The 24,700-nt window shown below is 72.6% G+C and carries 10 protein-coding genes and 1 pseudogene; 7 read left to right on the top strand and 4 right to left on the bottom strand.

Features of this window, described 5'->3' with window-relative positions; translation table 11 throughout:
• The first annotated feature begins 180 nt into the window (after positions 1–180).
• The 7 genes from MB828_RS20745 (at position 181) to MB828_RS20715 (ending at position 5,817) form a co-directional block, all read left to right on the top strand.
• A complete protein-coding gene (locus tag MB828_RS20745; RefSeq protein WP_430381406.1) occupies positions 181–813 on the top strand; it encodes a sigma-70 family RNA polymerase sigma factor in 633 nt (210 codons plus the stop codon).
• Positions 814–996: 183 nt separating this feature from the next.
• Entirely contained in the window at positions 997–1,824 is an 828-nt protein-coding gene (locus MB828_RS20740; RefSeq protein WP_301649505.1) for an iron chelate uptake ABC transporter family permease subunit, read from the top strand.
• Between the two features lie 58 nt (positions 1,825–1,882).
• Complete coding sequence (locus MB828_RS20735; protein WP_301649504.1) at positions 1,883–2,671, top strand: hypothetical protein; 789 nt, start codon at positions 1,883–1,885, stop codon at positions 2,669–2,671.
• Between the two features lie 158 nt (positions 2,672–2,829).
• Positions 2,830–3,477, top strand: coding sequence for a superoxide dismutase family protein (locus MB828_RS20730; RefSeq protein ID WP_301649503.1), 648 nt, complete (start codon positions 2,830–2,832; stop codon positions 3,475–3,477).
• A complete protein-coding gene (locus MB828_RS20725; RefSeq protein ID WP_301649502.1) occupies positions 3,456–4,064 on the top strand; it encodes a copper resistance CopC family protein in 609 nt (202 codons plus the stop codon). Before MB828_RS20730 ends, MB828_RS20725 begins: the two co-directional genes overlap by 22 nt.
• Positions 4,065–4,184: 120 nt before the next feature.
• Entirely contained in the window at positions 4,185–4,835 is a 651-nt protein-coding gene (locus MB828_RS20720) for a GNAT family N-acetyltransferase (RefSeq protein ID WP_301649501.1), read from the top strand.
• 334 nt (positions 4,836–5,169) lie between these two features.
• Positions 5,170–5,817, top strand: coding sequence for a superoxide dismutase (locus MB828_RS20715; RefSeq protein WP_301649500.1), 648 nt, complete (start codon positions 5,170–5,172; stop codon positions 5,815–5,817).
• Positions 5,818–5,868: 51 nt separating this feature from the next.
• On the opposite strand, the pseudogene MB828_RS20710 reads toward MB828_RS20715, so the two are convergent.
• The 4 genes and pseudogenes from MB828_RS20710 to MB828_RS20695 form a co-directional block, all read right to left on the bottom strand.
• Positions 5,869–6,084, bottom strand: a pseudogene (locus MB828_RS20710) (hypothetical protein); the annotation flags it as partial.
• 18 nt (positions 6,085–6,102) lie between these two features.
• Positions 6,103–6,669, bottom strand: coding sequence for a cation transporter (locus tag MB828_RS20705; RefSeq protein ID WP_301649499.1), 567 nt, complete (start codon positions 6,667–6,669; stop codon positions 6,103–6,105).
• A gap of 297 nt (positions 6,670–6,966) precedes the next feature.
• Entirely contained in the window at positions 6,967–14,604 is a 7,638-nt protein-coding gene (locus tag MB828_RS20700) for a SpvB/TcaC N-terminal domain-containing protein (RefSeq protein ID WP_301649498.1), read from the bottom strand.
• Entirely contained in the window at positions 14,601–24,518 is a 9,918-nt protein-coding gene (locus MB828_RS20695) for a neuraminidase-like domain-containing protein (RefSeq protein WP_301649497.1), read from the bottom strand. Before MB828_RS20695 ends, MB828_RS20700 begins: the two co-directional genes overlap by 4 nt.
• Between the last annotated feature and the right edge of the window lie 182 nt (positions 24,519–24,700).

Below are 24,700 nucleotides of genomic sequence, written 5' to 3'. Positions count from 1 at the left end.
CGTTCGCGCGCAGTTCCCTCCTGTTGCGGCGCTTCACCCCGGCACCTCCGCGTGCCGCCGTGCGCTTCACCTCCGACGGGCCCCGGACACGGCCGTACCCACCGCGTACGGCCGCACCCCAAGTCCCGGTGCGCCGCCGCTCTCAGCGGCCGGCCCCGGACGACCCGAGAGGGACATCACGTGACTGTTTCCGTCCTGCCCGCTCCCCGGACGACACGGCCGACGCGGACGACGCGGACGACGCGCGCCTCGGCTGACGCGGCGGCGACCGCCTGGGCGCTGGCCGCCCGTGGCGGCGACACCCGCGCGGCCGAGCACTTCGTCCGCGCGCTCCACCACGACGTGCTGTGCTACGTCGTCCACCTCAGCGGTGATCCCCAGACCGCCCACGACCTCACCCAGGACACCTTCGCGCGAGCTTTCGGCAGCCTGCACGGCTTCGAGGGCAGGGCCTCGGCCCGTACCTGGCTGCTGTCCATCGCCCGTCGCGCGGTGGCCGACAGTTTCCGGTACGCCGCCACCCGCCCGCGGCTCACCGACACCCCTGACTGGCAGACGACCGTCGAGCGCACCCAGCCGCGTGACGTGCCGGGCTTCGACGAAGGCGTGGCCCTGCTCGACCTGCTGGCCGCGCTGCCCGCCGAACGCCGTGAGGCGTTCGTCCTCACCCAGGTCGTCGGCCTGTCCTACGAGGAGGCGGCCGCCTTCACCGGCTGCCCCGTCGGAACCGTCCGCTCCCGGGTGTCGCGCGCCCGCGCGGCTCTGGAACGGCAGCTCCGGGACGCCGAGACACGGCCCGCCCTGGCTGCCTGACGCGAGCGGTTGGTGCTCCCCGACGGGGAGCACCAACTCCGCTGCCCCCGGGAGGGCGGCAACTCCTTTGGTGGGTTGGGCAATTGCCGGAGAACAGCGGGAACTCACGGTCGTCGCGCCCCGACTACTGCACCAGAACCACGCAGAAGACCGGCAGCACACCCCGCACGCAGAGGAGCCCGCATGTCGATCAACCTGGGCAGTGTCGCGGGCGCCCAGTGGGACCAGGTCCCCACGGTCGCCGCGGTGGTGCTCGTCACGACCGCGCTCCTCGCCCTCTTCGGCCGGCGCCTCAACGTGCTGCTGGCGGGCGACGAGTCCGCCACCGCCCTCGGCGTCGACGTCAACCGGCTGCGGGCCGTCCTGCTGGTCCTCAGCGCGCTGCTCACCGGCACTGTCATCGCCGTCGCCGGCCGCATCGGCTTCGTCGGCCTGATGATCCCGCACCTGGTGCGCCTCACCACCGGCGCCGACCACCGCCGCCTGCTGCCCCTGACCGCCCTGCTGGGCCGCGACGGAGCCGAGGACCACGCGGCCGTGTCGGACGCCGTCGACCGCTGCGGCGTACGGCCCTTCGCGGACCGCGACTACGCCTCCCTGTCCGGCGGCGAACGCCAACGCGTCCTGCTGGCCCGCGCGTTGGCCCAGGACCCGCAACTGCTCGTCCTGGACGAACTCACCAACCACCTCGACATCCGGGCGCGGTTCGAACTCCTCGACCTCATCCGTGCCACCGGCGTCACCACCCTCGCCGTCCTGCACGACCTCGACCTCGCCGCCCGCCTCTGCGACCACCTGGTCGTCCTGCACGAGGGAACCGTGGTGGCGGCGGGACCGGTTCTGGAGGTCCTCACCCCGGGGGCCCTCGCCGCCGTCTTCGGCGTCCGGGCCCGCACCGAACGGCACGCCGACGGCGTCGTCCGGATCACGTACGAGGCGCAGCCGCTCGCACGGTGTCACCAGCGGAATCGATCCGGCGCTGTGGCTGATCAACGTGCGTGTCGCGAGTGAACGCCGGGACGTTCCCCTCCGTATGAGGCAACAAGCCCAATCGTGACAGGAGTTGCCCGTGACCCCGACGTCGGTCGCAGCGCGGGGCGTTGGCCTGCGCCCGCTGCGGGCGGGCGTCTTCGCCGCCGTCTGCGTGGTGACGACGGCCCTCGGTCACGCCCTGATGTCAGGCGACCTGCTGCCCTGGTGGGCCCTGGGGGCGGCGTTCACCGGTACGGGAACGGCTGCCTGGTGGCTGACCGCCCGTGAACGCGGTGCCCTCACGGTGGTCGGGGCGACGACGGCCGTACAGGCTCTGCTGCACCTCTGGTTCGACCTGGCCCACATGGTCGTCCGGATGCCGTCCAACGCGTCCGGTGTGTCCGGTCGGGCGGCCGTCTCCGGCATGGACCATGCGATGGCGTTCTCCGGTTCCGGAATGGTCATGCGCATGGGCGGCCATGCGGACATGGCGATGGCGCCCATGGGTACGGCGGGTGCCGCGTCCGCCCTGTCGGCGCGGTCTGCGCTGACGCACCACGGTTCCACCGGGATGTTCCTGGCGCATCTGCTGGCCGCCGTGGTGTGCGGCCTGTGGCTGTGGCGCGGCGAGACGGCGGTCCACCGGCTGGCCCGGGCCCTCGCCGTCACGCTGCTGGCGCCCCTCCGACGCGTCCGCCGTATGCTCGCGGGCCGGGTGCCGGCTCGGCGCTCCGGCGTCGCCCGCCCGGTCGCGGCCACCACGCAGGCGCCTCCCGTCGCCTTCGCGGTACTGCGGCACGCCGTCATCCGCAGGGGCCCGCCACGGGCCGGTTCGGCAGTTCTCCGTCCGTCGACGACCGGCCCGCTCTCCGCCGTACGCCTCTGAAGTCCCGTGTGACCTGACGGGGTTGGGCGACGGGCCGGTGCGTTCCCGGGTCAGGTGCGTGCTTTCGCGCGCTCCGGCCCCTTCACCCGGCCCGGTATGCGCCCGCCCGCCTGTGTGGGCGACGGCGCATGCCCTCCTGCCCATCGATCGGGAGTTCCATGTACTACCGCACGTCTGTCAGTCCCTCCCCGTCCGGCACCCTGCCGGCGTCCGGACCTCTTCGCCGCACGCCCCGGCTCGCCCTCGGCACCGCTCTCGTGACCGCCGTGGCAGCCCTGCTCGCCGGCTGCGGAGATGGATCGTCCGACCACGCCGCCGGAAAGCCGAAAGCGACCGCCTCCGCGCACAACATGGACGACATGTCCGGCATGGCGATGGGGGACCCGTCGGCCACGCCCGCCTACAAGCTGCCCAACGCCGCAGTGGTGGAAGGCACGTTCAAGCTGCTGGACACCCGGCCACCCGGCCTCGACCACGTGAAGGGCACGGCCTGGCTCGCCCAGGGGGCGAAGGGCACGACCGTCACCGTGAAGTTGACCGGTCTGGAGCCGGGCGCCTCCTACATGGCGCATCTGCACGCCCAGCACTGCTCGGCCGGCAACGGTGGCGAGCACTTCCAGTTCGTCAAGGGTGGCCCCGCCGAGCCGCCCAACGAGGTGCACCTCATGTTCCGGGCCGACCCGAAGGGCATGGGGCTGACCACGGTGAACAACACCCGCAAGACCGGCAAGGGAGCGGTCGCCGTCGTGGTCCACCCGAGCGACGCCCTCGACAACCGCATCGCATGCGCGGACTTCGACTTCTGAGGGCACCGGCCGTGCTCTGCGCGGCCGCGTGCGCGCTGCTGTCGGCCGCCGGTACGCCGGCCCACGCCCACACCGCCCTCCAGGAGGCGTCACCGGCCCCCGGGGCCAAGGTCGGTACCGGTACCCGGGTCATCGCGCTGACGTTCGGCGGTCTGCTGAAGGGAACCGTGCCCAAGGTCTCCGTGGCCGGCCCGGACGGCAAACCGGTGCCCGTCGGTGAACCCGTCGTGGTCCCGGGCTCCACCGTGTGCGCGACCGTGCGCGGCTTGCCGGCCGGCGTCGACTCCGTCACCTACACGGTGCTGGCGGTGGACGGCGACGCTCAGACCAACCGCTTCCTGTTCCGGGTGGCGGAGGGCGCGAAGGCGGCGCCGGTGCCCGCGGCGTGCCGGGGCCGACGGCTGCCGAGCCCGCCGGTGGAGCAGGCGAGCGGCTTCCTGGGGCGACAGGGAACCGCTGTCGTCGGCGCCTCGGCCGCAACTGCCGTAATGGCAGTGGCCGTCGGAGTACTTGTCGTACGCAGGAAGCGACGAGGTGGTACGGCTGCGGGAGGCGGTGCAGGTTCCCCGCCGGTGCGCACTGGATGAGCCCCGGTCGGCCAGGCGTCGAGGGTGTCCAAGGGGTCGGTTCGGCCGGGCCTGGCAATTCCCTCCTCCCGCTGATGTAATAGACCCATGGCCACTTCATCACTTACATGCGCGTCTGTCGTGGAGGACTGGGTCTCCGGCTGGGTGGTGTCGCGCGGTGCGTCCGACCCCGTGGCGCGGCCATGGGGCTGGACCATCGACGTCGGACAGCCGGCCCAGGTGGCGCGACATGTGGTCGTCGACGCGGACGAGGCGCGTGTGCGCGAGGCCGCCGCGCAGGCACGGGGTGAGGGGTGGTGGCTCAAGGTCTTCCTGCCCGAGCCGTGCGAGGCGCCGGAAGCGCAGGTCCGCGCATGGCTCGGACCGGAGTGGGCGTCCGACGAGGCGGCGTTCCTCATGTCCGTCGAGCTGGCGCCGGTCACGCCTGGAACGCTCCCGCCCGGCTACGTGCTGCGCACCTGGACCCGGGGTGACGTCGTCCGCGTGCTGATCGCGGCTCCCGACGGATCGCTCGCCGCGCGCGGGCAGATGGGCGTGGCAGGGGAGGTGGCGGTGGCGGACCAGATCCTCACCACCCCGGCTCACCGGCGGCGCGGCCTCGGCTCCGTCGTCATGCGCGCGCTCCAGCAGCAGGCTCTGGCCTCGGGAGCCGCCCGTGCCGTCCTCGGTGCGACGACCCAGGGTCGCGCCCTGTACGAGTCGCTCGGCTGGCGCACCCACACGGCCTTCCTCAGCCTCTGCCGCACCACAGGGCCGACGGGGTCCCGCTAGAAGGTGCGCGGACCGGGGGCGTGGACGGCTCCGCCACCTCTGCCGGTGACCCACCGGACGCCTGCGTGCCGGTCGATGAGTCGGTCCACCTCGCGGTCGAACATGCTTCCGCCCTCAGCGTCTCCTCGTGTTGGGCGTCCTGATGCCCTGCTCGGTGAGCAGCCGTACTCCCGTGGAGTCCGGCCGCAGGCCGGTCAGCCCCGCGCCCGCCCCTTATTGAGGTACGCCGCTCGCGTCGCCGCTCCTCTCGCGACTCTGCCGTAACGGTGACGAACACTTCTTGCTGATAGCATGCAGTTGCACACTGATCGCAATTAGTCGGAGGACGCTGGACATGCCGGTGTACACGCTCCCGGAACTTCCGTACGACTACTCGGCGCTGGCCCCGGTCATCAGCCCCGAGATCATCGAGCTGCACCACGACAAGCACCACGCGGCCTACGTCAAGGGCGCCAACGACACGCTGGAGCAACTGGCCGAGGCGCGCGACAAGGAGACCTGGGGCTCCATCAACGGCCTGGAGAAGAATCTCGCCTTCCACCTCTCCGGCCACATCCTGCACAGCATCTACTGGCAGAACATGACCGGCCCGAAGGACGGCGGCGGCGAGCCGCTGGCGGCGGACGGGGTGGGCGACCTGGCCGACGCGATCACCGAGTCCTTCGGTTCCTTCGCGGGCTTCAAGGCCCAGCTCACCAAGGCCGCCGCCACCACCCAGGGCTCCGGCTGGGGCGTCCTCGCCCACGAGCCGGTCAGCGGCCGGCTGATCGTCGAGCAGGTCTACGACCACCAGGGCAACGTCGGCCAGGGCGCCACCCCGGTCCTGGTCTTCGACGCCTGGGAGCACGCCTTCTACCTCCAGTACAAGAACCAGAAGGTCGACTTCATCGACGCCATGTGGGCCGTCGTCAACTGGCAGGACGTGGCCAAGCGCTACGCCGCCGCCAAGGAGCGGGGCGACAGCCTCCTGCTCAGGCCGTGACGCCGTAGCGGCGCCACGCAGACGTCCTGCTCGTGATCGTCTTCTCACCCTTCACGTGGCAGGCGGTACAACGGAAGGCTCCCGCAGGCCCGATGCCCGCGGGAGCCTTCCCATGTCCGGACCGGCGACCTCGTCCCGGTACAGGACGCGGTCGCGCCAGCGGCGCAGCAGGGCGTGGTCGTGGCCCACGGCGAGGAGACCGGCACCCGTGGCGGCGCGGTAGTCCTCGACCGCCGCCACCAGTGCGGCCGTGGTGGACGAGTCCAGCGGAGTTGAAGCCGAGGGTCAGTGGTCGCCGGAGAAGATCTCGCGGACCTCCCGGACCGCGTAGTACACGAGGACGTATCCGGCGACGGGGTCGGCCCACCACCAGCCCAGGGCGGCGTTCAGCGCGAGGCCGAGGAGGACGGCGGCGGCCAGCAGTCCGTCGATCAGTGTCACCCGGCCCTCGGTGCGCAGCACCGGGTTGTCGAGCGCCGCGCCGGTGCGGGCCTTGCCCGCGGCGAGCGCGAACATCGTGGCGGCGGTGACCGCGGTCCACACGATGCCCAGAGGCGAGTGTCCCGCGCGATGTCCGGTGGCCAGGACCACGGTGGACTGCACGAACAGATAGCCGGCCAGGGCCGCGAAGGCGAAGCCGATCAGCCGCAGGCCCCGGCGCTGACGCTCCGCACCGCTGCCGGACAGCTCCCACACGACGACGGTCGACGCGCCGATCTCGATCAGGGAGTCCAGGCCGAACCCGGCCAGCGCGACCGACCGGGCCCGGAGGGCGGCGACGGCGAGGACGACGATGCCGACCACGTTCCAGCCGAGAGTGGCGTATTCCAGGGCGAGGCCCCGCCGGAGCAAGGTGGTGCGTGCACTGTCATCCGAAACGGTCACCGTCCCCGGCGGGAGTACGGGACGTCGTGAGTGGGAGGGCACGCCTCCATTGTGGCGGCCGCAGATACGGTGCGGGTCATCATGCGCGAGCCCACGCCCGGAGCGATCGGAGTGGGCTCGCCAGTGAGCCGGCTGTCGTAGCCCACTCTGCCCTGAGCAGGCCCCACAGGTTGTCGGTCGTGACACTCGTTTGACGCTCTGCCTCTTGTGCGCGAGAGCCGCGATCCGTCCCGCAGCATCCGCTCGACGGGCTGTCGACCCGATTCAACGCGACGGTACACGCACAGTGGACACCCCCGAAGCGTCGATCTGGGCCCGCGACCGCAGTACGTCGATCAGTGACTGCTCGGGTGAACGGCCCGCCGCGATGAGGGCGAAGAATGCCTTGACGTCCTCGAAGAACGGTGACGGACTACCGAGCTTCGTGCCCTCGCCGGCGGCGGTGATCGTTACCGGACCGATCGGCTGGTCGGTGATCTCCTTGCCCCACATGGCACGGTTGGCGTTGCGCTGAAGGGCGGACGCCAGATCGTGGTCGGCCTCGCTGAAGCCCGGCACGCCCTGCTCGATGGCCAGCGCGTCCCCGTGGTTGGGGTTGCCCGTGCGGGAGGTCTGCCCGGCCGGGGAGTTGGCGGCCGACTGGTGGATGTGGTGGCCGCCGAGCTGCTTGTACGGGGCGATCTGCGGGCCCGCCGTCGAGCCCCCGGACGTCGATCCGTTGGCGCCGTTGCCGCCGGTCGCGGCCCCCGCGGCTTCGGAGGCGGCGGCGGGACTCGGTTCGGGCTGCGCACCCGTACCCGTCGTCGATGAACTGTTCGGTTCGGGCGGCGGCTTGGCGGACTCGTTCGGCTCCTTCGACTGCCCGCCGGGCTCGCCCGATCCGCCCGACGTCCCGCCACCTCCACCGCCGCCCGTGATCGCGCTGACCACGGGAGCCGCGGTGGCCATGAGCGCGGGCGCGATGGCCTCGGTGTTGGCGACGATGTTCGGCAGGCTGAACCCGAAGTCGACGCTCGGCCGGGTCAGCGCCGCGGTCCCGTTGGCGCCGACCGAGACATCGGCCGCGATGCTCGGCGCCGCGCCTCCTCCGCCGCCCCCGAAGGAGATGCCCCGCATACCGAAGATGGTCGCCACCGCCTCGACGGGCAGTGCCCCGAGCTTGCGGGAACGCTCCTGGTCGCTGAGCACCCTGCCGGTCACCGTCCGGCCCGTCGCCACCTCGTTGGCCGTGTTCACGGTCCCCGCGACACCGAAAGCGGTGCCGGTCGCCACCACCCCGGTGACGACCGTGGCCTCGCTCACCCCGAGCGAAGTCGCCGTCGCCGCGAGCAGCGGAGCCGCCGCCGTGCCCGCGCTCGCCACGACCACCGCCACCACGGCGACCGTCCCCACGGCGACTGCCGCGCCGATGGCGACGTCCTTCCAACTGATGTCCCAGGCCCCGTTGTCGTCCAGCCGGTTCACCGGATCGCAGGCCGCGTACGCGTACCGGCTCGTCGGACCGCGCTGGCCTGCCGGATCGCACGACAGCCAACGCCCCAGCCAGGGAACGTAGTAACGGGCGCCGACGGCGCAGAAGCCCGTCTCGTCGTCACGCTGCTTGCCGAGGAACCCGCGCCGGGCTGGGGCGTCCGTCTGCCCGCGCGTGGCCCGCCAGACGGTGGAGCCGTACGGCGAGTAGCCTTCGGCAGCCAGCAGCCGCCCTTCGTCGTCGAACTCCAGCGTCACCGACCTGAGATGATCGGTGAGCTGGTGGCGCACACGGCGCCGCGGCGACCCGTCGTCCACGTCGTTGCGGGTCTCGACCCGCGCGAACACCCCGACCCCGTCGCCCACATCCAGGCCGGTGCGGATGAGACCCGCGTGGCGGCCGGTGAACGACCGGACGAACTCCAGCCCGGAGAGGAACAGTTCGTCGCGCACCGGCACGCCACTGGAACGCTGAGTCGCCTTCCGGGTGCGGACGCCGGTCGCGTCATGGACGTTGTACGTCCCGTCGACGACGACTGAACCCTCCTCACCGTCCTCGTCGACCACCTGCCGACAGGTCGACCTCAGCTGGTCCCGGTGGTCCCATTCCATCCTGGCCAGATGCGGCATCGCCACCGTGTTGCCGTGTGCGTCGTAGGCGTACGTCTCGCGCGGACCGTCGGCGAAGGACGTGGCCAGCAGCCGGTTGCCCGGTGCGTACTCGAACTCCCTCGTCCAGCCCGGGTGGTGCGGGTCGTTCCCCCGATGGGCGATCTCCAGCAGGTTTCCCACAAGGTCGTACGCATACCGCTCCACATACCGCCCGACAGCGATCCCGTCCTCCGCATGCGCCACCGGACGGTGACGCCCGCCCGCGTCGACGAGCCCGAGCTGCTCGCGCCCCGTCGCCTCGACGAGCCGGTACAGGGCGTCGTAGCGGTAGGCGGACTCGCCCGTGACGCGCTGGTTGCGGAAGAAGACCGGAGGTACGGCGTCGTCCCGCACCAGCACCAGATTGCCCGCGGCGTCATACGTGTAGTGCTGGTCCTGTACGCACCGGGACCCCAGGGCGGAGCGCACCCGGACCAGCCGGAACGTCAGCGGGTCGTAGGCGAAGTCGGTGACGAGCCCGTTCCCGCGCTCGATCCGGGTGCGCTGACCGCGGGCGTTGCAGCGGACGGCGGTGACGACGTCCGTCCACACCGGCTGCCCGTCGGAGTCCAGCTCGCCCTCGATCTGCACCTGGAGCGCACGCAGTTGGGTGGAGCGGCCGTACCGGTAGCGGGTGACGCTCGCCGGTGCGTCGAGCGCGGGCGACGTCAGCACGATCGGGCGGTTCATCGCGTCCAGGCGGGTGGACGCGTTGAGGCGTGCGGGCTCCAAGACGTCGGACGGCTGCTCCAGACTCCAGTCCAGTACGCGGTCGTAGGCCACCGCCACGCGCCGCGTCGACGAACTCGGGCTCCCCTTGAAGTCGTAGCCGTTGCACACCGACAACCCTGCCTGGTCGTACCGCACATGGATACGCCCGCGCAGATTGCGCTCCTCGGCGTCCGCGAGGGACTCCCCGTGGACGACCCGCTCCACCGTCACCTCGGCCTCGGGCCGGTCGGGATCGGCTCCCGTCACGAGGAGGGCCACGGGGCGGCGGCCGGCGTCGTAGCGGGTGCGGGAGACGTGCCCCCGGGAGTCCCAGGCGCGCAGTTCCTGGTCGAGGACGTCGGCGAGCCGCCACCGGGTCCCCGAGTCGAGCGCCCAGTGCCGTACGACCCGGCCGAGCAGGTCGTGGTCGGCGCGGCTGGCCGCACGCCCACGCGGATCACCGCCGGGCATCGCGTCGTGCACGGCGAGCACCTCCCCGGTGATCGCCAGCACCACCCGGTTCTCCACCGCGTGCCGCCCGTCCGTGCGCCGGACCAGCACGGCCCGGCCCAGGGCGTCGAACCACTCCAGGTCCGGGGTATTCGCGTGGGCTGCGCTGGCCCGGGCGGCCTGCTGCTCGGCGTCGCCGCGCTCGCCGTCGACGCGCTGCTCGTACCACGGCCGCCACCCGGCGGGGAGGAGGCCGGACAGGCCGCGGGTGGCCACGGCGATGTCGGGGTCGTGGCGCGGATCGGCGAGCACGGTGTCCGCCCGGTCCCAGGTGCCCGACCACCAGGCGCCGAACACCCGCTTGCTGTACGTCCCGTCGGGGAACACGGTCGCGACCAGCCGCTGTGTGGCGTCGTAGCAGCGCACCGTCGACACACCTTCGCGCCGGCCCGGTTCGTAGCCGGGGGTGGAGGTGAAGTACGGCTCGTGGAACAGGACGACGTTCGCCTTGGCGTTGTAGACCTTCCAGCCGCTGGAGATCCAGCCGCCCGGCTCGTCGCTCTGGCTCTTGACCTGGATCTCCCGCCCGGACCCGTCGACGTACACGAACCTCTGCCGAAGGGGGGAGGATTCGCCCGGCGCGAGGTCGCTCAGGTGCCGCTCGCGCAGGATGGTCCGCACCGACAGCGGCTGCACCACCGAGTCGGACGCCGTACGACGGACCGCCTCCAGGTCGTAGCAGATGCGGCGGGTCGCACCCAGGAGGAGCTGTCCGGCGTCATCGCCGGCAGCCGCGTCCATGAAGGTGTCGTCGAACCCCTCGAGCGAGTCGCCGAGTTGTTCCCCCCGCTTGCCCATGGCCGCCGTCGCCACGACGAGCCCGAGGGTGTCCAGCGCCACGGCGGAGCGGTTGCCGTTGGAGTCCGTCACCAGCACCGGCTTCATCAGCCGGTAGTCCACGCCGGACTCCTCGCGCACCCCGTCCGGCCCGCGCTCGCCGATCGTGCTCCGGTTGCCGAGGCTGTCCACCGTGTCGACCGGCAGCAGGTCGTACGGGTCGTAGCGCACCTCGCGGTCGGGACTGGTGATGCCGTCCTGGAAGGGATCGCGGTAGCGGCGTGCCCGGAAGAAGTGCGCCCGGGCGTAGGCGAATTCGTCCGTCGCCCCCTCGCCGGGGAAGGCACCTGCAGGCCCGAGGAACGTCCGCCCCGACGGCGCCCACCACTCGCCCGGGACGTCACCGGGCACATAGCCGCCCTCGCGCAGCACCGCGTCGAGGTCCTCGGCCGGGAACAGCGGCCGGGCCAGGATCTGCTGCGTGAACGCCAGGGTCAGCCCGACCCCCTGGATGCCCCGCCGCCCCACGCGGCCCAACGGCAGCAGGGCCAGCGGGTCGGCGCCGCCGAGGTCGTCGGGGCGGTACAGGGTGCGGGTGCGCCGCAGCAGCCGGTGCGGCCGCGCGAACGGCGCGCCGGGCCCCGTCCAGTCCTGGAAGCGCAGCCAGCCGCCCTCGGGTGGGACGACGTCCCGCACCTCGATCGTGCTCTGCTGCGCCGGGAGCGGCAGCCGGTAGTGGCCAGGATCGTCCAGCAGCGGCTCGCTGTGCTCGTACCGGACGGCCGTCACCAGCGTCCGCGCCTGCTCCTCCCGGTCCACCGCCGCCGTCAGCCGAGGGTCGGCGGGCAATCGCCCGTAGGCGACGGCCACTTCCTCCAGCGCCTGGCCGAACTCGTTGACCCGCAAAGTGATCGCGTGCGTGACCCGAGGATCGTCACGGTCGCGTTCGTAACGGACCGTCAACTGCTCCCGGGGATGCGCGAGGAACACCGCGTGCCGGTTGCGGCCCATCGGCTGGAGCAACCGTACGGTGAAGTTCCGCTCCAGCACCGTGTAGGGCACGGACTCGCGCTCCGACCCGTCGAGCCCGTACACCTCCTGCCGCAGCAGCATGCCCTTCAGCGCGCGGCACGCCTCGCGCTCCTCCTGCGCGGTGAGCCCCTCCGGGAGCACGCTGTCAGGCAGGCCGTCGCGGCCACACCCCTCGTCGTACTCGTGCGCCAGCAGCCGACTCACTCCGCCCAGTCGGACACCGGTGTGGAACCAGCTCCTGGTGTGGACGGGCGCCACCGGGAGGGAGTTCTCCCACTCCCGCTCCCCGTCTCCGTCCCCGTCCCCGTCCCCGGGAGCGTCGAAGTCCTCGGTGTCCCACTGGTCGACGACCGCGAACCCGCGCAACTCCCGTTCCACGGGGTCGAAATACTGGTCGTGGTAGGCGTAGCGCGTGGTCAGCCGGTGCCGGGCCACCAGGTCGATCGACTCGACCCGCTCCACCACCTGCACCGGGAACGGCGCCCGCGTACGCCACGGCCGGCCCGCCGCCTCGTCCTCCAGGTAGAAGGAGGTCGAGGAGCGGTAGTGGATCCGGGTCTCGGCGCCGAGGTTGTTGGTCGTCCGGGTCAGCAGATGCGGCTTGACGCCCATCAGATCCACGTAGCGCACGGACCGGCCCGCGTTCCCCGGCAAGGGAGAGGTCCATACGAGGCAGGCCGTGCCGTTGCCGAACAGGTCGACGACGTCGCAGTCGTCCACGGCCGTGGCCGGGGGCAGCCCGCGCAGCCGGACCTCGCGGCTCAGGCCGTTGCCGGACTGGTTGAAGTACAGGCGCGGCCCGTCCGGGTGGAGGTACACGAGGTCGCTGGTGCCGGTCCCGTCGATGTCGGCCAGCCGCACCCGGTCCGGGGAGAAGCGGTCGTCGCTGTCGAAGCGCGGGCAGTTCTCCAGCAGGTGACGCGCGCCGAAGCGGCCGTACCCGAGATTGGGCCAGTAGCACACCTGCGCGCAGCCGACCCGGACGAGGTCCCGCAGCCCGTCCCCGGTCATGTCCGCCAGCAGCAGTGCCCCCGAGGCGTCGTTGAACACCACGCGCGTGCCCCGCCACTGCGCCGGATCGACCAGCACCCGGTGCTCGCGGCCGAAGCCCGACGTGCCGAGCCCCTCGTGCCAGCCCAGCTCGTCCGGCGCCAGGCTCAGCACGTCGACGAGCCCGTCCCCGGTGACGTCGACCAGCCGCAGCTCCGCGCGCGGGTCATTGACGAGCGGCCCGGTGAAGGGGCGGAAGGGCCGCCAGCCGGCGTGCTCGTCCTGCTCGTACACCCCGGCCTGCGGCCCCGTCAGGTCTACGACGTCCAGGCGGCCGTCCCCGCTGAGATCGAGCAGCTCCGCACCCGAGGCGAGGGTCCGGTTCGGCACCCGGGGTACCGGCTCCAGCTCGCCGAAGTGCGGTGCGTCCGTGAGCGCGCTGAGGTTGCGCAGGTAGTACCAGGCGCCGGGATGCTCGGTCAGCACGCCCGGGATTCCCTCGCCGTGCAGGTCGACCCAGCGCAGCCGGCCCGGGCTGTGGGGGAGCCGGGCCAGCTCACGCGGCTCCACGACCCGCACCTCGTGCTGCACGGCGACCTGGCTGTAGGCCAGCTCCACCGGCGGAAACGCCTTGCGCCGGTACCCGACGTCGGGCCTGCGCCGGAAACGGGCGTGGGTGACGGCTGTCAGCTCCGCGTAGACCGGGCGGGTGGCCTCCTCCGGCGCGGGAGTCGGGGCGTACGACAACTCGGTCGCGGCGACGAGACAGTCCTCACCGACACCGGGTTCCTCGGGGAACGAGTGGAACATCAGCAGCCGGCGGCACAGCCGCTCGGTGCGCAGCTCGAACCCGCCGCGGCGCGAGGAGAACGGATCCGGGCGGGGCGTCCAGCGCCGGTCCGGGTCCGGGCCCGGCCGCTCCTCGTCGTGGCCGCCGTAGTCGAGGACGAGCGTGAAGTGCCAGTGCAGGGCGCGCAGTTCGGCCGTGGACACGGAGGCCGGGCGCTCCCCGGCGTCGTTCAGGAGGGGGACCGCGTTGCCGTAGCGGACGCACCGCAGATAGCGCTGCGCCTGGTCGCTCACGCCGTCGCCGCGGTCGTACTCGTAGGCGATCACATTGCCGCGGTCGTCCCGAGTCTGGCTGATCAGCCAGGAGAAGACGCGCTCGGGCGCCTCGGGGTCGCTGATCCGGGCGTCGGCGTCGGCGCCGTAGACCGTCAGGACGTTGTCCGCGGACCAGGAGCGCCAGTGCACATCGGCGGGGTCGTCGACGCTCGTCCAGCGTTCGATCCGCGCGAAGCTCGCCTCCACCCGGGGGCGATAGCCGCGCACCAGGTGCCTGCCCCGGCGCCGGTCCTGCGTGGTGGGGACGAGGTCCTCGGCGCTGGACAGTACGAACACGTCGGACTCGTGCGCGTCGTCGTAGCGGGGCAGGCCCTTGTCGGTGCGGCGGGTGACGGACGGCAGCCGCAGCGAACAGCCGAACCCGAACGGCCCGTTGCCCTGCCCGCTGTCGTAGCCCAGTGACATCTGCGGCCCGAAGCCGTCCCGGCCGGTGGTCAGCAGAACGGGAACGGCGAACGAGCCCGTGCCGGTCACCGCGTCCGTGCCGAACTTCTCCCCGATCCCGCGCACCGCCCCGCCGGCCGAGGGCAGTTCCGCCCCCGGCAGCGGATCCGGACGGGGCCGGACGGGGCCGGGCTCGGTGTCGTCGCGCTCGGCGCCCGGGAAGGCGGGCGCACCCTGGTCCAGTTCGGTCATCGCCGGTCCCGGTCACCGTCGTCGGCCTCGTAACTGCACAGCAACCATAGCCGCGACACCTCACCGAACTGCGGCGGCACCGTCACACTGCCCAGGTCGGCCTCCCGGCCGCCGTGCACGAGCGTCGGACCGCCCTCCGCACCGAGGTCGGGCAGCACACCGTGGAACAGCTCCGGCCAGTCACGTGAGGCCACGCACTCGACGACCTCGTACTCCTCGGCCCCCCGGCGTCCCGGCGGCCGGAACCGCACGGGGTGGTGCACCGACGGGCGGGCGCACCCGGCCTCGAAGAAGAATTCGACCCGGCCGATGCGCAGTCCCCGGTTGCCCGGCAGGAACGGGAACATCGCACGGGACAGCCGCAGCGGCAGCCGCCGCTCCTCGTCCTCGGCGCCACGGGCGAAGGCGGACCACATCTGCGGCAGGTCCTGCTCGACGTCGAACACGCGGAGTCCGTCGCCGGGCAGCCGCTTGCGCGTCTCCCGCCGGGCCGCGTCCGCCAGGGCTGTGCCGCCCTCCCGCGCGGTGTAGTTCAGATGCAGTACGACGTCGGTCACGCTCGAGAGGTCGAACTGGTTGTCCTCCTGCGGGAGTTCGAGCAGCCATCGGCTGGCCGCGCCCTGGTACTCGAAGTGCAGGTAGCGCTCGTCCTGGAACCGGACCTCGAACATGCCGCTGTCGTTCTGCCCGGTGGAGGTGGCGACCGCCTCCCGGGCCGTGTAGCGGCGTACGGCACGCGGGTCCTCGGGGAGCAGGGCGTAACCTCCGTGGCCGCAACTGTCGTCACAGAAACCGCAGGTGGCCATCCCCGAACAGCAGGGCGCCACCGGAGGCGTCAGCACCGGACTCACCCGTGTCGTACTCGCCAGCAGCGTCAGCCGCGCATGAACGCCCGTGTAGGGCCCGGCCACACACGGCACCGTCAGCGCGACGCTCTTGATCCGGCGCAGGTAGTGTCCCGGATAGTCCCGGTCGAACAGCCACTCCGGCAGCTCGATCTCACACCGCCCCGTGGCCTGTAGCCGCAGGAACTCCACCGGCGCGTGCAGCCGCAGCGAGATGTGCTTGGTCAACTCGTACTCACGCGCGTTGAGATCGAGGTACGCCTGCTCCATCCGCCGCATTCCCAGCCCGAGCCGCTCACCGGCGAGCAGCCCCTCGTGCAATCGGTCCCAGCGTGTCTCGGCGAGAAAGTCCCCTGCGGGAAGGGCGCGTTCCAGCTCGAACGCGTGCCGCGCCTGCACCGCCGCACGCGCGGCCAGCTCGTACGTCTGCCGGTACAGCGCGGCCGTCTCCTGCTGTAGCCACAGGAACAGGGCGTGACCGGTGAGCTTGTCCCGGACGATCTCCTCGGTGATCCGGGCCTGCTCCCAGCGCAGTTGCTGCTCGTCCAGCTCGTGCAGCGCGGCGTCCCGGCGGCGCTCGGCCGCGAGGATCTGCCGCTCGATCTGCTCGATCTCGATGTCGTGGATCTCCACCTGATGCCGCCACTCGGCCGCACGCCGGTCCCAACCGGCCTCGGTCAGCCGCTCCGAGGCGGTGATTCCCGCGATCGACCCGAAGATCCCCGCGATGCGCGAGGCCGCTGAGAAGACCCCGGCGAGCTTGGTGCCGAGCGGGAGCTGGTTGGCGTTCAGCGGGCCCATGCCGGCCACACCGAGCCAGATGTCGGGGATGAAGCCGAGCGCCTGCCCCGTCGCCTCCAGCGGGATCGCCGTACCGTGACTGCCCACGGACTGCTCGGTCAGTGACAGATAGTCGTTCTCGCCCTGGATCAGCCCCTTCTCCACGAGGTCGGCGTAGTAACGGCGATGGGTGAGGGCGATCTGCTTGGTCTTGTGCAGTGCCTGCACCTGCCAGTCCGCGTCCCGCCACTGCAATCGGCGGGTCTGCACCGACAGCGCGTGCAATTGGCGCTCCTGGTCCGCCCGCACCGCCGCGAGGAACTCCGCGTCCCCGCGTTCGAACGCGCCCTGCAGCGCGGTGCCGAGGCCATGCACCTCAGTGGCGAGATCGCGGGCCCGGCTGACCAGGAAGGCGAAACGGTACGGACTCTCCGGCACGCACACGTCGTCGCAGGCGAGTCGCCCGGTGTTCCCGGGGAACGGCCCGTCCGGCGGCCAGAGGGCGGGCAGCCGCTGCGCGTCCAGGCAGGCGCGGATCAGAGACAGTCGGTCCTCGACGCTGTCGTACAGTCCGATCAGCCGCGGGTTGGGCGGCGCCGGATGCGGGACGAGCGCGTCGATCGTCGGCGCCTCGCCGGGTGGCGTCGTGTCCGCGTCGAGCAGCAGCCGCGGCCTGCGGCCCAGGAGCGTCTTCAGCCCGTCGAAGACCACGCGCGCCTGGTTGAGATCCTCCGGACTCCCTCCGGCCCGCAGCAGCGCGTCGCCCCACTCCAGCAGCGTCTCGGCATGGTGCAGCACGATGCTGCGCCGCCGCACGTCCTCCGTCGACGCACGCGTGCTGTCCGTACAGCACCCGCGATGCCCCTGGCTCTCCTCCCGCCCCCGGCAGTGCGTCCAGGAGGCGTCGCCATGCGCCACATCCGCGGCGAGCCGGTACCAGCCGAGCGCCGCACCGGGCTGACAGTGCGCACGCAGCGCCGCCGCCACGGCCGTCGCCGCGGCATACGGCGAGGACGGCACCAGCGGTGCCCCGGGGCTGTGGAACACGAAGTAGGGGTAGGCGGCCAACTGGCCCGGATGCGCGGGACCGGACGGCGGCTTCGGCGCCGGCGGGGGTGCCACGACCTGCGGCAGTACGACGACGTCGTCCGCGGCGATGTCATAGCGGAACCCGGGTGACTGAGCCGAGTGCCCGGGCGGTGCGACGCCGCCGGTGACGACGAGGCGGACCGAGTCTTCCGTCCGCCCGGCGAACCGGAGCGTCGGGCCGGCCGTGCAGCGCAGCGCCTCGCTGCTGTAGCGGACGGGACTGAACTCCCCGTGCCGCACCCGGCACCACGCCAGCCGCAACGCCCGCTTCTCCGGCCACGCCAGCAGGCCGGGCAGCTGGTCGGACTCGTGCCAGAGCCAGCCGGGGTCCTGGTCGACGCGGTCGTGGAGCCGGACGTCGACCAGCCAGAAGTAGTACTCGTCGACGAGCGAGCCGTGCTCGCAGCCGCAGGTCGCACAGCACGACGACGCGGCCGGGGCAGGCAGCAGGCCGATCGTCCCGGGCCCGGCGGTGACCGCGGGGTCCCCGGCGGCGGCGACCCGCAGGAAGCGGGTGCCCAGCCGCACGGGCGCCTCGATCCACCAGGGCAGTTCCACGGCTTCCGCGGGGGGCGCACCGGTCTCGTCGCCGGGCTCACCGCGCTCGTCGCGCGGGACCGCCCCCAGCTCGATCGGACCGTCGTGCGGCGGCTCCCGGTCATCGTCGTCTCCACCCTCAGGCGGTACGTCGCCCCCGTCCCCGGACTGCGCGTGCACCGCCGCCAGCCACGACGGCCGCGCATGCCGCTGAGGCGTGCCCAGCAGATCGAACCCGTGCCGGGCGGGGTCCACCTCGTGCAGCGTGGCAGGGTCGCGCACCTGGAGCAGCGCCAGCCCGGGGTGCTCCGGCGCGGGCGGCTGCGCCCACACATCCAGCCCGCCCGGCTCCGGCCTGGTCAGCGTGGCCCGCCGCAACTGGGCCTCGAAGAACGTGAACGCCTCACTGCGCCGGGCGAGCGCCAACTCGTCGACGTCCACCCAGTTCTCGCGGTAGAACCGCCGCCGCGCGCAGGCCTCCCACACCTGGTAGCGAGCGAACTGCGCATCCCACAGCGCGAGGAACCCGGTAGACGGCGCCCAGCCGGGCTCCCGCCCCAGCCGCGCCCGGCTGACCAGCGTCTGTACAGCGCTGATGGCGTCGTCGACCCGGCTGACCCGTTCGCCCGGTCCGGCCTGGACATCCTGGAGCAGCAGGTCGCCGACATGGCGGACCTCGCGCACCGGGGCGCCGCCGACACCGGTGACCCGGTCGAAGCGGGTGAGGTAGGCGAGCAGGGCGGCGCGGCCGCGCTCGCGCAGACCGTCGTCGAGGGCGCGCAGATCGCCGTGCCGGCGGGGCGGCCCGGCGGACAGGTAGCCGTCGGCGACGAAGGCGGTGAGGTTGGCGTTCCCGCCGGCCGCCGGGTCGTCGGCGGCCCACAGGTCCGGCCGCGCGGTCCGTACGTCCGCGACCAGGAAGCGGCGCAGCACCTTGCGCAGCAGCAGGTCGGCGTGCCAGACACGGATCGGCCAGCGCTCGTCCACGAGATCGTCGCTGACCAGCGCGGGCCCGCCGTCGAACCGGGTGACGAGCGGGGTGCGCAGCAGGTCTACGCCGACATGGCGCAGCAGATCCGCGGGCAGGTCGGGATGGGCCTCGGCGGACTCGTGGAACAACAGCCACAGGGGCCGCTCCGGGGAGCCCGTTGTCTCGGCCCGCGTGGCCGTGTAGTCGAACAGGCGCTCCCAGATGTCGGTCAGTGCCTGCTGGCGGGGGACCGACGGCGCCACCCGCTGGTCCACGGCCGGATCCGGGGGCAGGTAGGGGTCGGCGACCGGGAACAGGTTGGGGTCGAAACCGGCCAGGTGCACCGCGTAGGCGGCACCCTCGTCGCGGTGGGCGGCCCCGGAGAACCGGTCCGGGTGCGTGAGCAGATACCCGATCTCGGACTGTCCGTCGTCCGCCACGGGGGCGGCGGCGATGCCGAGCCGGTGAGCGAGCAGCAGTGCCTTGAACGCCCGCTGGTAGGTGCGCCGCACGTCCCGCAGCGAGCCGGTGTACCGCTCCCGCAGGGCGCGCCGCTCGGCGTCGGTGAGGTCCTTCAGGTCCCGGTCCAGGGGGCCCTGGTCCTGGGTGCGGCGGTAGAGCCGGTGCTGGGGGAGGGCGATCGGGCGGTCATCGGAGTCCGGGCCGCTGTAGGCGAGTTCGAATCCGGTCGTGGCCGGGCGTACGTCGTCGGCCTCGGCGAACTCCGGTGCGGGCTGGAGGAACTCGATCTCCACGTCGTAGGCACCGCGGCGCAGTTCCAGCTCGGACGCGCACTCGGGTGCGCCCGTCTCACCCGGCCAGTGCCGGGCCAGCACCACCCAGACACGCTGTCCCCGGCGCAGCACCACACGCCAGCGCCGGGCCCGCGCGGCCTCAGGGTCGGGGATCTCGCCGTCCTGCCCGGGGACGCCGGCGTAGAAGGTGTACGCGCCACCCGTCTCGACGAGCAGGCTGCCGGTCCACCGGACGGCGAAGCCCTCCGCGGCGCCGAGCGGCTCACCGGTGAGGTCGCTCAGCGCGAACCCGTTGCGGACGCCGGCGAACCGGGCCTGCCCCGCCGTCAGCGTGGCGTCCAGCCCAGGCACCAGGCCGGGCACGGCGACGGCGACCTCGTCGCGGCCGGGACCGAACAGCCGCAGCGCGGAGCTGGGCTGCCGCCACACCAGCGGGCCCCGGCCGGAGGTGGTGACCCGGCGGTACTCGCCCAGCAGGCCGGTGCCGGTGACCGACAGCAGGGCCGCCAGTGCCGCCCCGTTCACACCGTCCCAGGTCACGGCGGGCGCCGTGCCCGCGTCGTTCTCCCACGGGGCGCGCCCCTCGTTCTCGTCGCCGCGCAGCGCCAGCAGCAGCGCCTTGGCGAGCGCTTCGGTCCCGTCGCGGTGCTGCCCCGTCGCGGCCTCGACATGCGCGGCGAGGTGGCCCGCGACGACCCCCGCGCGAGCCACGGCCCCGCGCACCGAGTGGGCGAAGAACGCGAACCGCTCCCGCTCGTCCTCCTCGTGCGTGAGCAGACGCAGCGCGGCCTCGGGGTCCTCGAAGAGGAACGCGAACGGCGACAGGTCGGCCCGTGGTCCGGCCAGCAACTCCCGTACCGCGTGCCGCTCCTCGGGCCGCAGCTGACGGATGCGGGCCAGCTTCGCGGCCACCGCCTCGTCACGCAGCGGCAGCCTCGCGGCCAGCAGGTCGCCGGCGTAGCGGAACGGGCCGTCGGGCGGGGTGTTCCACATCGCCGGCGGCGACCCGGCCAGCGGCGCGCTCCAGCACCGGTCCTCGACCGGTACGACGACGCCGTCGTCCTCCAGCAGAGAGGGGAAGAAGCGCGCCCCGAGCCGGTACAGCGGGTCCGAGCCGGGAGCGCTCGTATAGCCGAACTCGGTGCGCAGAGCAGCGTCGACCCGCGTCCACGACCAGACCTCGTCGGGCTCCTCCGCGGCGAGGAGCCGCTCCCGCAGCCGCCACAGCGAGTCAGCCGTGTCGTCGTCCGGCAGCGACAGCGGATCGTCCCGCGTTTCGTTGGGCGACGGCAGACTGAACGGGTCGTCGCCCTGGGCGTGTTCCTGGACGGTGAACAGGAAAAGCAGCTCGCCCACACCGAGATCACTGGCGTACAGCTTGGCCAGCACCTCGGCGAAGCGCAGCGTGTTGCCCGGCCGCGAGTGCCAACTCGCCTGCGAACCATCACCGGGGTCGAACCCGGCGAGCACCGACAGCGGGTCGAGGTTCTCGGCGAGAATCTCCAGGAACCTCGCCGGACGGGTCCGACAGCGGAAGCGGCGCACCGCGTGCTCGCCGGAGTGCTTGAGCAGCGCGTCGACCGCCCAGTCCCAGTGCGGGTCGCCCGGCCCGGCCCACAGCGCGAGCAGCGGGCTGCGCCCGGTTCCCGGCGGCGTCTCGGGCGAGGGCACGTGGTCGTGCGGCGCGAGGCGCAGGCCGAAGTGGCAGCGCAGGAGCTGCAGCGCGGCCAGCTGCCTGACGAAGTCGGGGTTCGGGGAGCCGTCCGCGGCGAACAGCGTCAACACGGCAGCCACATCGGCCAGTTGGGCGAAGCTGAAAGCAGGCGAGCAGGTGCGGCGCAGGATCCGCCACAGCCGTACGACAACCGCCAGCCGGCGCAGGTCCTTCACGGAGAGGTCGAGCACGTACTCGTCGAGTCGACACGGCTCGCAGTCGGGGAAAGCGGGCTCCTCCTGGGCGCCCTCCCCACCCTGGCGTCCGAACGGCACGACCCCACTGCGCCACAGGTCGAGGAACTCGCACCAGTCCAGCCCGGTCGCGTCGAGGAATCGCGGCAACCGGACCACGAGGTCCGTCCAGGAGCCGCCGTTCTCCACTTTGTCGGCGAACCCGTAGTACTCCCAGACGGGAGTGCCCTTCCTCGCGTTGGTGGTCGGACCAGGCGAGAACAGCAGGGCGTTTTCCTCAGGGCTCAGCCCCAGGAACTCCAGGGCGATGGGCAGCCGCAGCGGATAGCGCCACTGGGCGCGGCGGAACTCGGCGGGCTCGGCGCCGGGGTCGATGACGAACTCGGTGATGTCGCGCTGGAAGGCCCGCATGACCTCGTACCGGCAGGTGCCGAGCGCGTCGAGGTGGCTGCGCCCGATGTCCAGCGGCTGGTGGTAGGGGAGGAGCGGGTGGCTGACGTCGGTGGCGAGGGGCGTGTACGTGGCGCCGGCCGGCAGCGGCACCGCAGGGGTGGAATGCTCGGGCCGGGCCGCGAGGTCCTCGTCGGTGAGGTCGGCCGAGGTGTCGTGGACGGCGCCCTTGCCCGACGCCGGGTCGCCCGCGAGGGCCTCCAGGGACTCGTCGACCAGGTCGACGACCGGGATCGCGGTGCCGAGGTTCGCCGCGGTGGCGCGCAGTTGACCGACGGGCCCTCGGCGGGCCGCGACCAGGTCGCCGAGGGTGGGCGGCGTCGCGTCGCCGTGCGGGGTGCCGTCCGGGTGGTGGCAGTCGGCGTCCAGCGGGAGGGCGAGCAGGGCCTTGAGGTAGGCGACGGGGCCGAGGGCGGACAGATGGTCCGGGGGCCGGCAGTCGACCAGGCATCCGTCGGGGTTGACCGGAACCGGCGTCCGGCCGTCGCCGCCCGGCTCCGGGTCGGGGGCGGGACCACCGGCCTTGTCGCCGAGGGCGTCGGCGAAGTCGACGGCGACGGTGCCGAGCAGGGCGTCCCGCAGGCCCTGCCGGGTCTGGGCGGCCACCTGGCCGGAGCTGGTGAAGCCGCGGGCGTACAGGGCCTCGACGATCGAGAAGCGCACCGGCGCGGGGACGGCGGAGTTGGCCAGCCGCATCAGATCGTCGATCGTCGTGACGGCGGCCGCCAGCCACTCCCGCCCGCGCGGGTCCGCCGCGAACAGGGTGTTCCCGACGTCGTTCAGCGCATCCCGGACGTGCCCGGGATCATTGTTGCTGCCGCCGAAGACGAATTCGGCCCCCGCGCGGGCCTGGTAGGCGGTGACGAAGCGGTTGACCGGATCGCCGTCGGGCACGCGCAACAGCGGCGGCGCGTCCGGGGCGTTGTCGGGGACGTCCTGCACCGCCGAGGCGAGGACGAAGAACTTGCGCACCTCCTGGATGAACGCCTGCAGCCGTTCGTCCAGGGAGCCGGGCCGGGTGAAGTCGGGCAGAGTGGCGGGCCAGGACGCGTCACCGTGGAAGAACTCCTGCCAAGTGGCCGCCGTGATCCGGGAGAGCGCGGGCGCGTCCGCGGGGGCGAGCGTGGCGCGGATCTTCGCCCGCAGCGGGGTGCTGCCGGGCTGGACGACGTACCCACGCGTCAGCGCGGTGAGCACGAGGTCGAGGTGACCGCTCGCGTGCGTCGTGACGATGGCGTCCCAGAAGGCGGTGTCGATGTCCGCCTGCGTCACCGCGAGCCAGCCGGTCACCAGCGCCAGCACATCCCCGGTCGCGGCGATCTCCGGCGGCTTGCCGGAGGTGTCCCCGAGGGCGCGAAGCCGTCGTACGGCCTGGGCGATGGTGACGGCGGGGGCGTCGGCGACGGGCGGCTGTCCGGCGGGGAGCGGCGGCGGGGAGGTCGGCGGCTGCTCCTCGATCACCCCGCTGTCCTTGGCGGCCCTCAGCATCACACGCAGCCGCTCGGTGTCCGCGAGAAGAGCGGACCGGTAGCGCTGCTCGGCGTCGTAGCTGACGGGCAGGCCCGCGCCGAGCGCGTAGAAGTAGCGGGCGGGCACGGCGAACCGGGCGTTCGCGGGCAGGTTCGTCACCAGCGCCCGCGCGGTCGTGTACCGCTCGCCGGTGCCGGTCTGCCCCGGCAGCACGGGGAATGTGAGGGCCGCCCGGGTGGCCTTCGTCGTCCGGTCCTCCGCGTCGACCGCGGTGGTGAGCGCGTAGACGTACGTCGTCAGCCGCTCGGCGTCTGCGTCGCCCTGCGCGTAGTACGACGTCAACTTGGCCTCGAACCGGCCGCGTTCGGCGTCGTCAGCGGTGCTGACCGGGGTGGTGTAGAGCCTGCCCAGGTCGGTCGTGGCGGGTGTCGGCATCGGCCGGAACTTCTGGTTCCAGATGATCTCGCGGGCCACGTGCCGGGCCTGCGGCACGCTGAGACCCGTCAGGGAGACCGGTGCCCCGGGGTCGTGTCCCAGCACCCGGGCCACGGCGTTGAGCAGCCCGTCGTACGCCGGCGGGCTGCCGTCGGCGGGCAGCTCGACGTACGCGTCGGCCGGGTCGATCTGGGTACCGGCCGGGGGCAGGGCGAGGTACAGCGACGTCGGTCCGATGCCGGGGAACACCCCGCGGTCGGCCGGGATCGCACCGGATGCCTCCGGCACGTTCATGAAGATCCGGCGGACGAGGATGACCCCGCCGCCCCGCGACACCTCGACCCGCAGATCCCGCGTGCCGTGCTCCGGCCGGCCCGCGGGCGGATGCGGCGGGGCGATCTCGAAGAGCGCGGTCGCCGCGGCCAGTCGCTCGAACGTGCCCGACACCGGGCTGGTGAGCCGGACGTGCTGGACGATGCCCGTGGCCGGATGCGGTACTTCCGGATGCAGTGGGTCCGGTGGCGCCAGATAACCCGCCGGACTGCCGATCTGCGCCTCGCCCGACGCCGTGGACAGATCGAACACACGGATCGTCAGCCCGTTCAGCGCCGCGGAGAAATCCGAGCCTGAGACCGGGTCCCCCTGGGGGTGCAGTCGAATCACGACGAGCGCCATGTGCACCTCCGACGTCCCGGTGCCGCCGGGAAAATGCAGCTTTGTGAACCCTATTGGCGGTAGGTGGATTCTGGTAGTGCTTTTTCTGACTGATCATCATTTACGCGGCTATTGACTGTTATTGATCTGATTTCACATGTACGCCGAAACGATTTGCTTTCGCTTGCGATGGCGGAGGCGAC

This window comes from Streptomyces arenae (assembly GCF_022343545.1).
Taxonomy (GTDB): domain Bacteria; phylum Actinomycetota; class Actinomycetes; order Streptomycetales; family Streptomycetaceae; genus Streptomyces; species Streptomyces humi.
The sequence above is the reverse complement of the archived record's forward strand: the minus strand, read 5'-3'. Positions and strand labels throughout refer to the sequence as shown.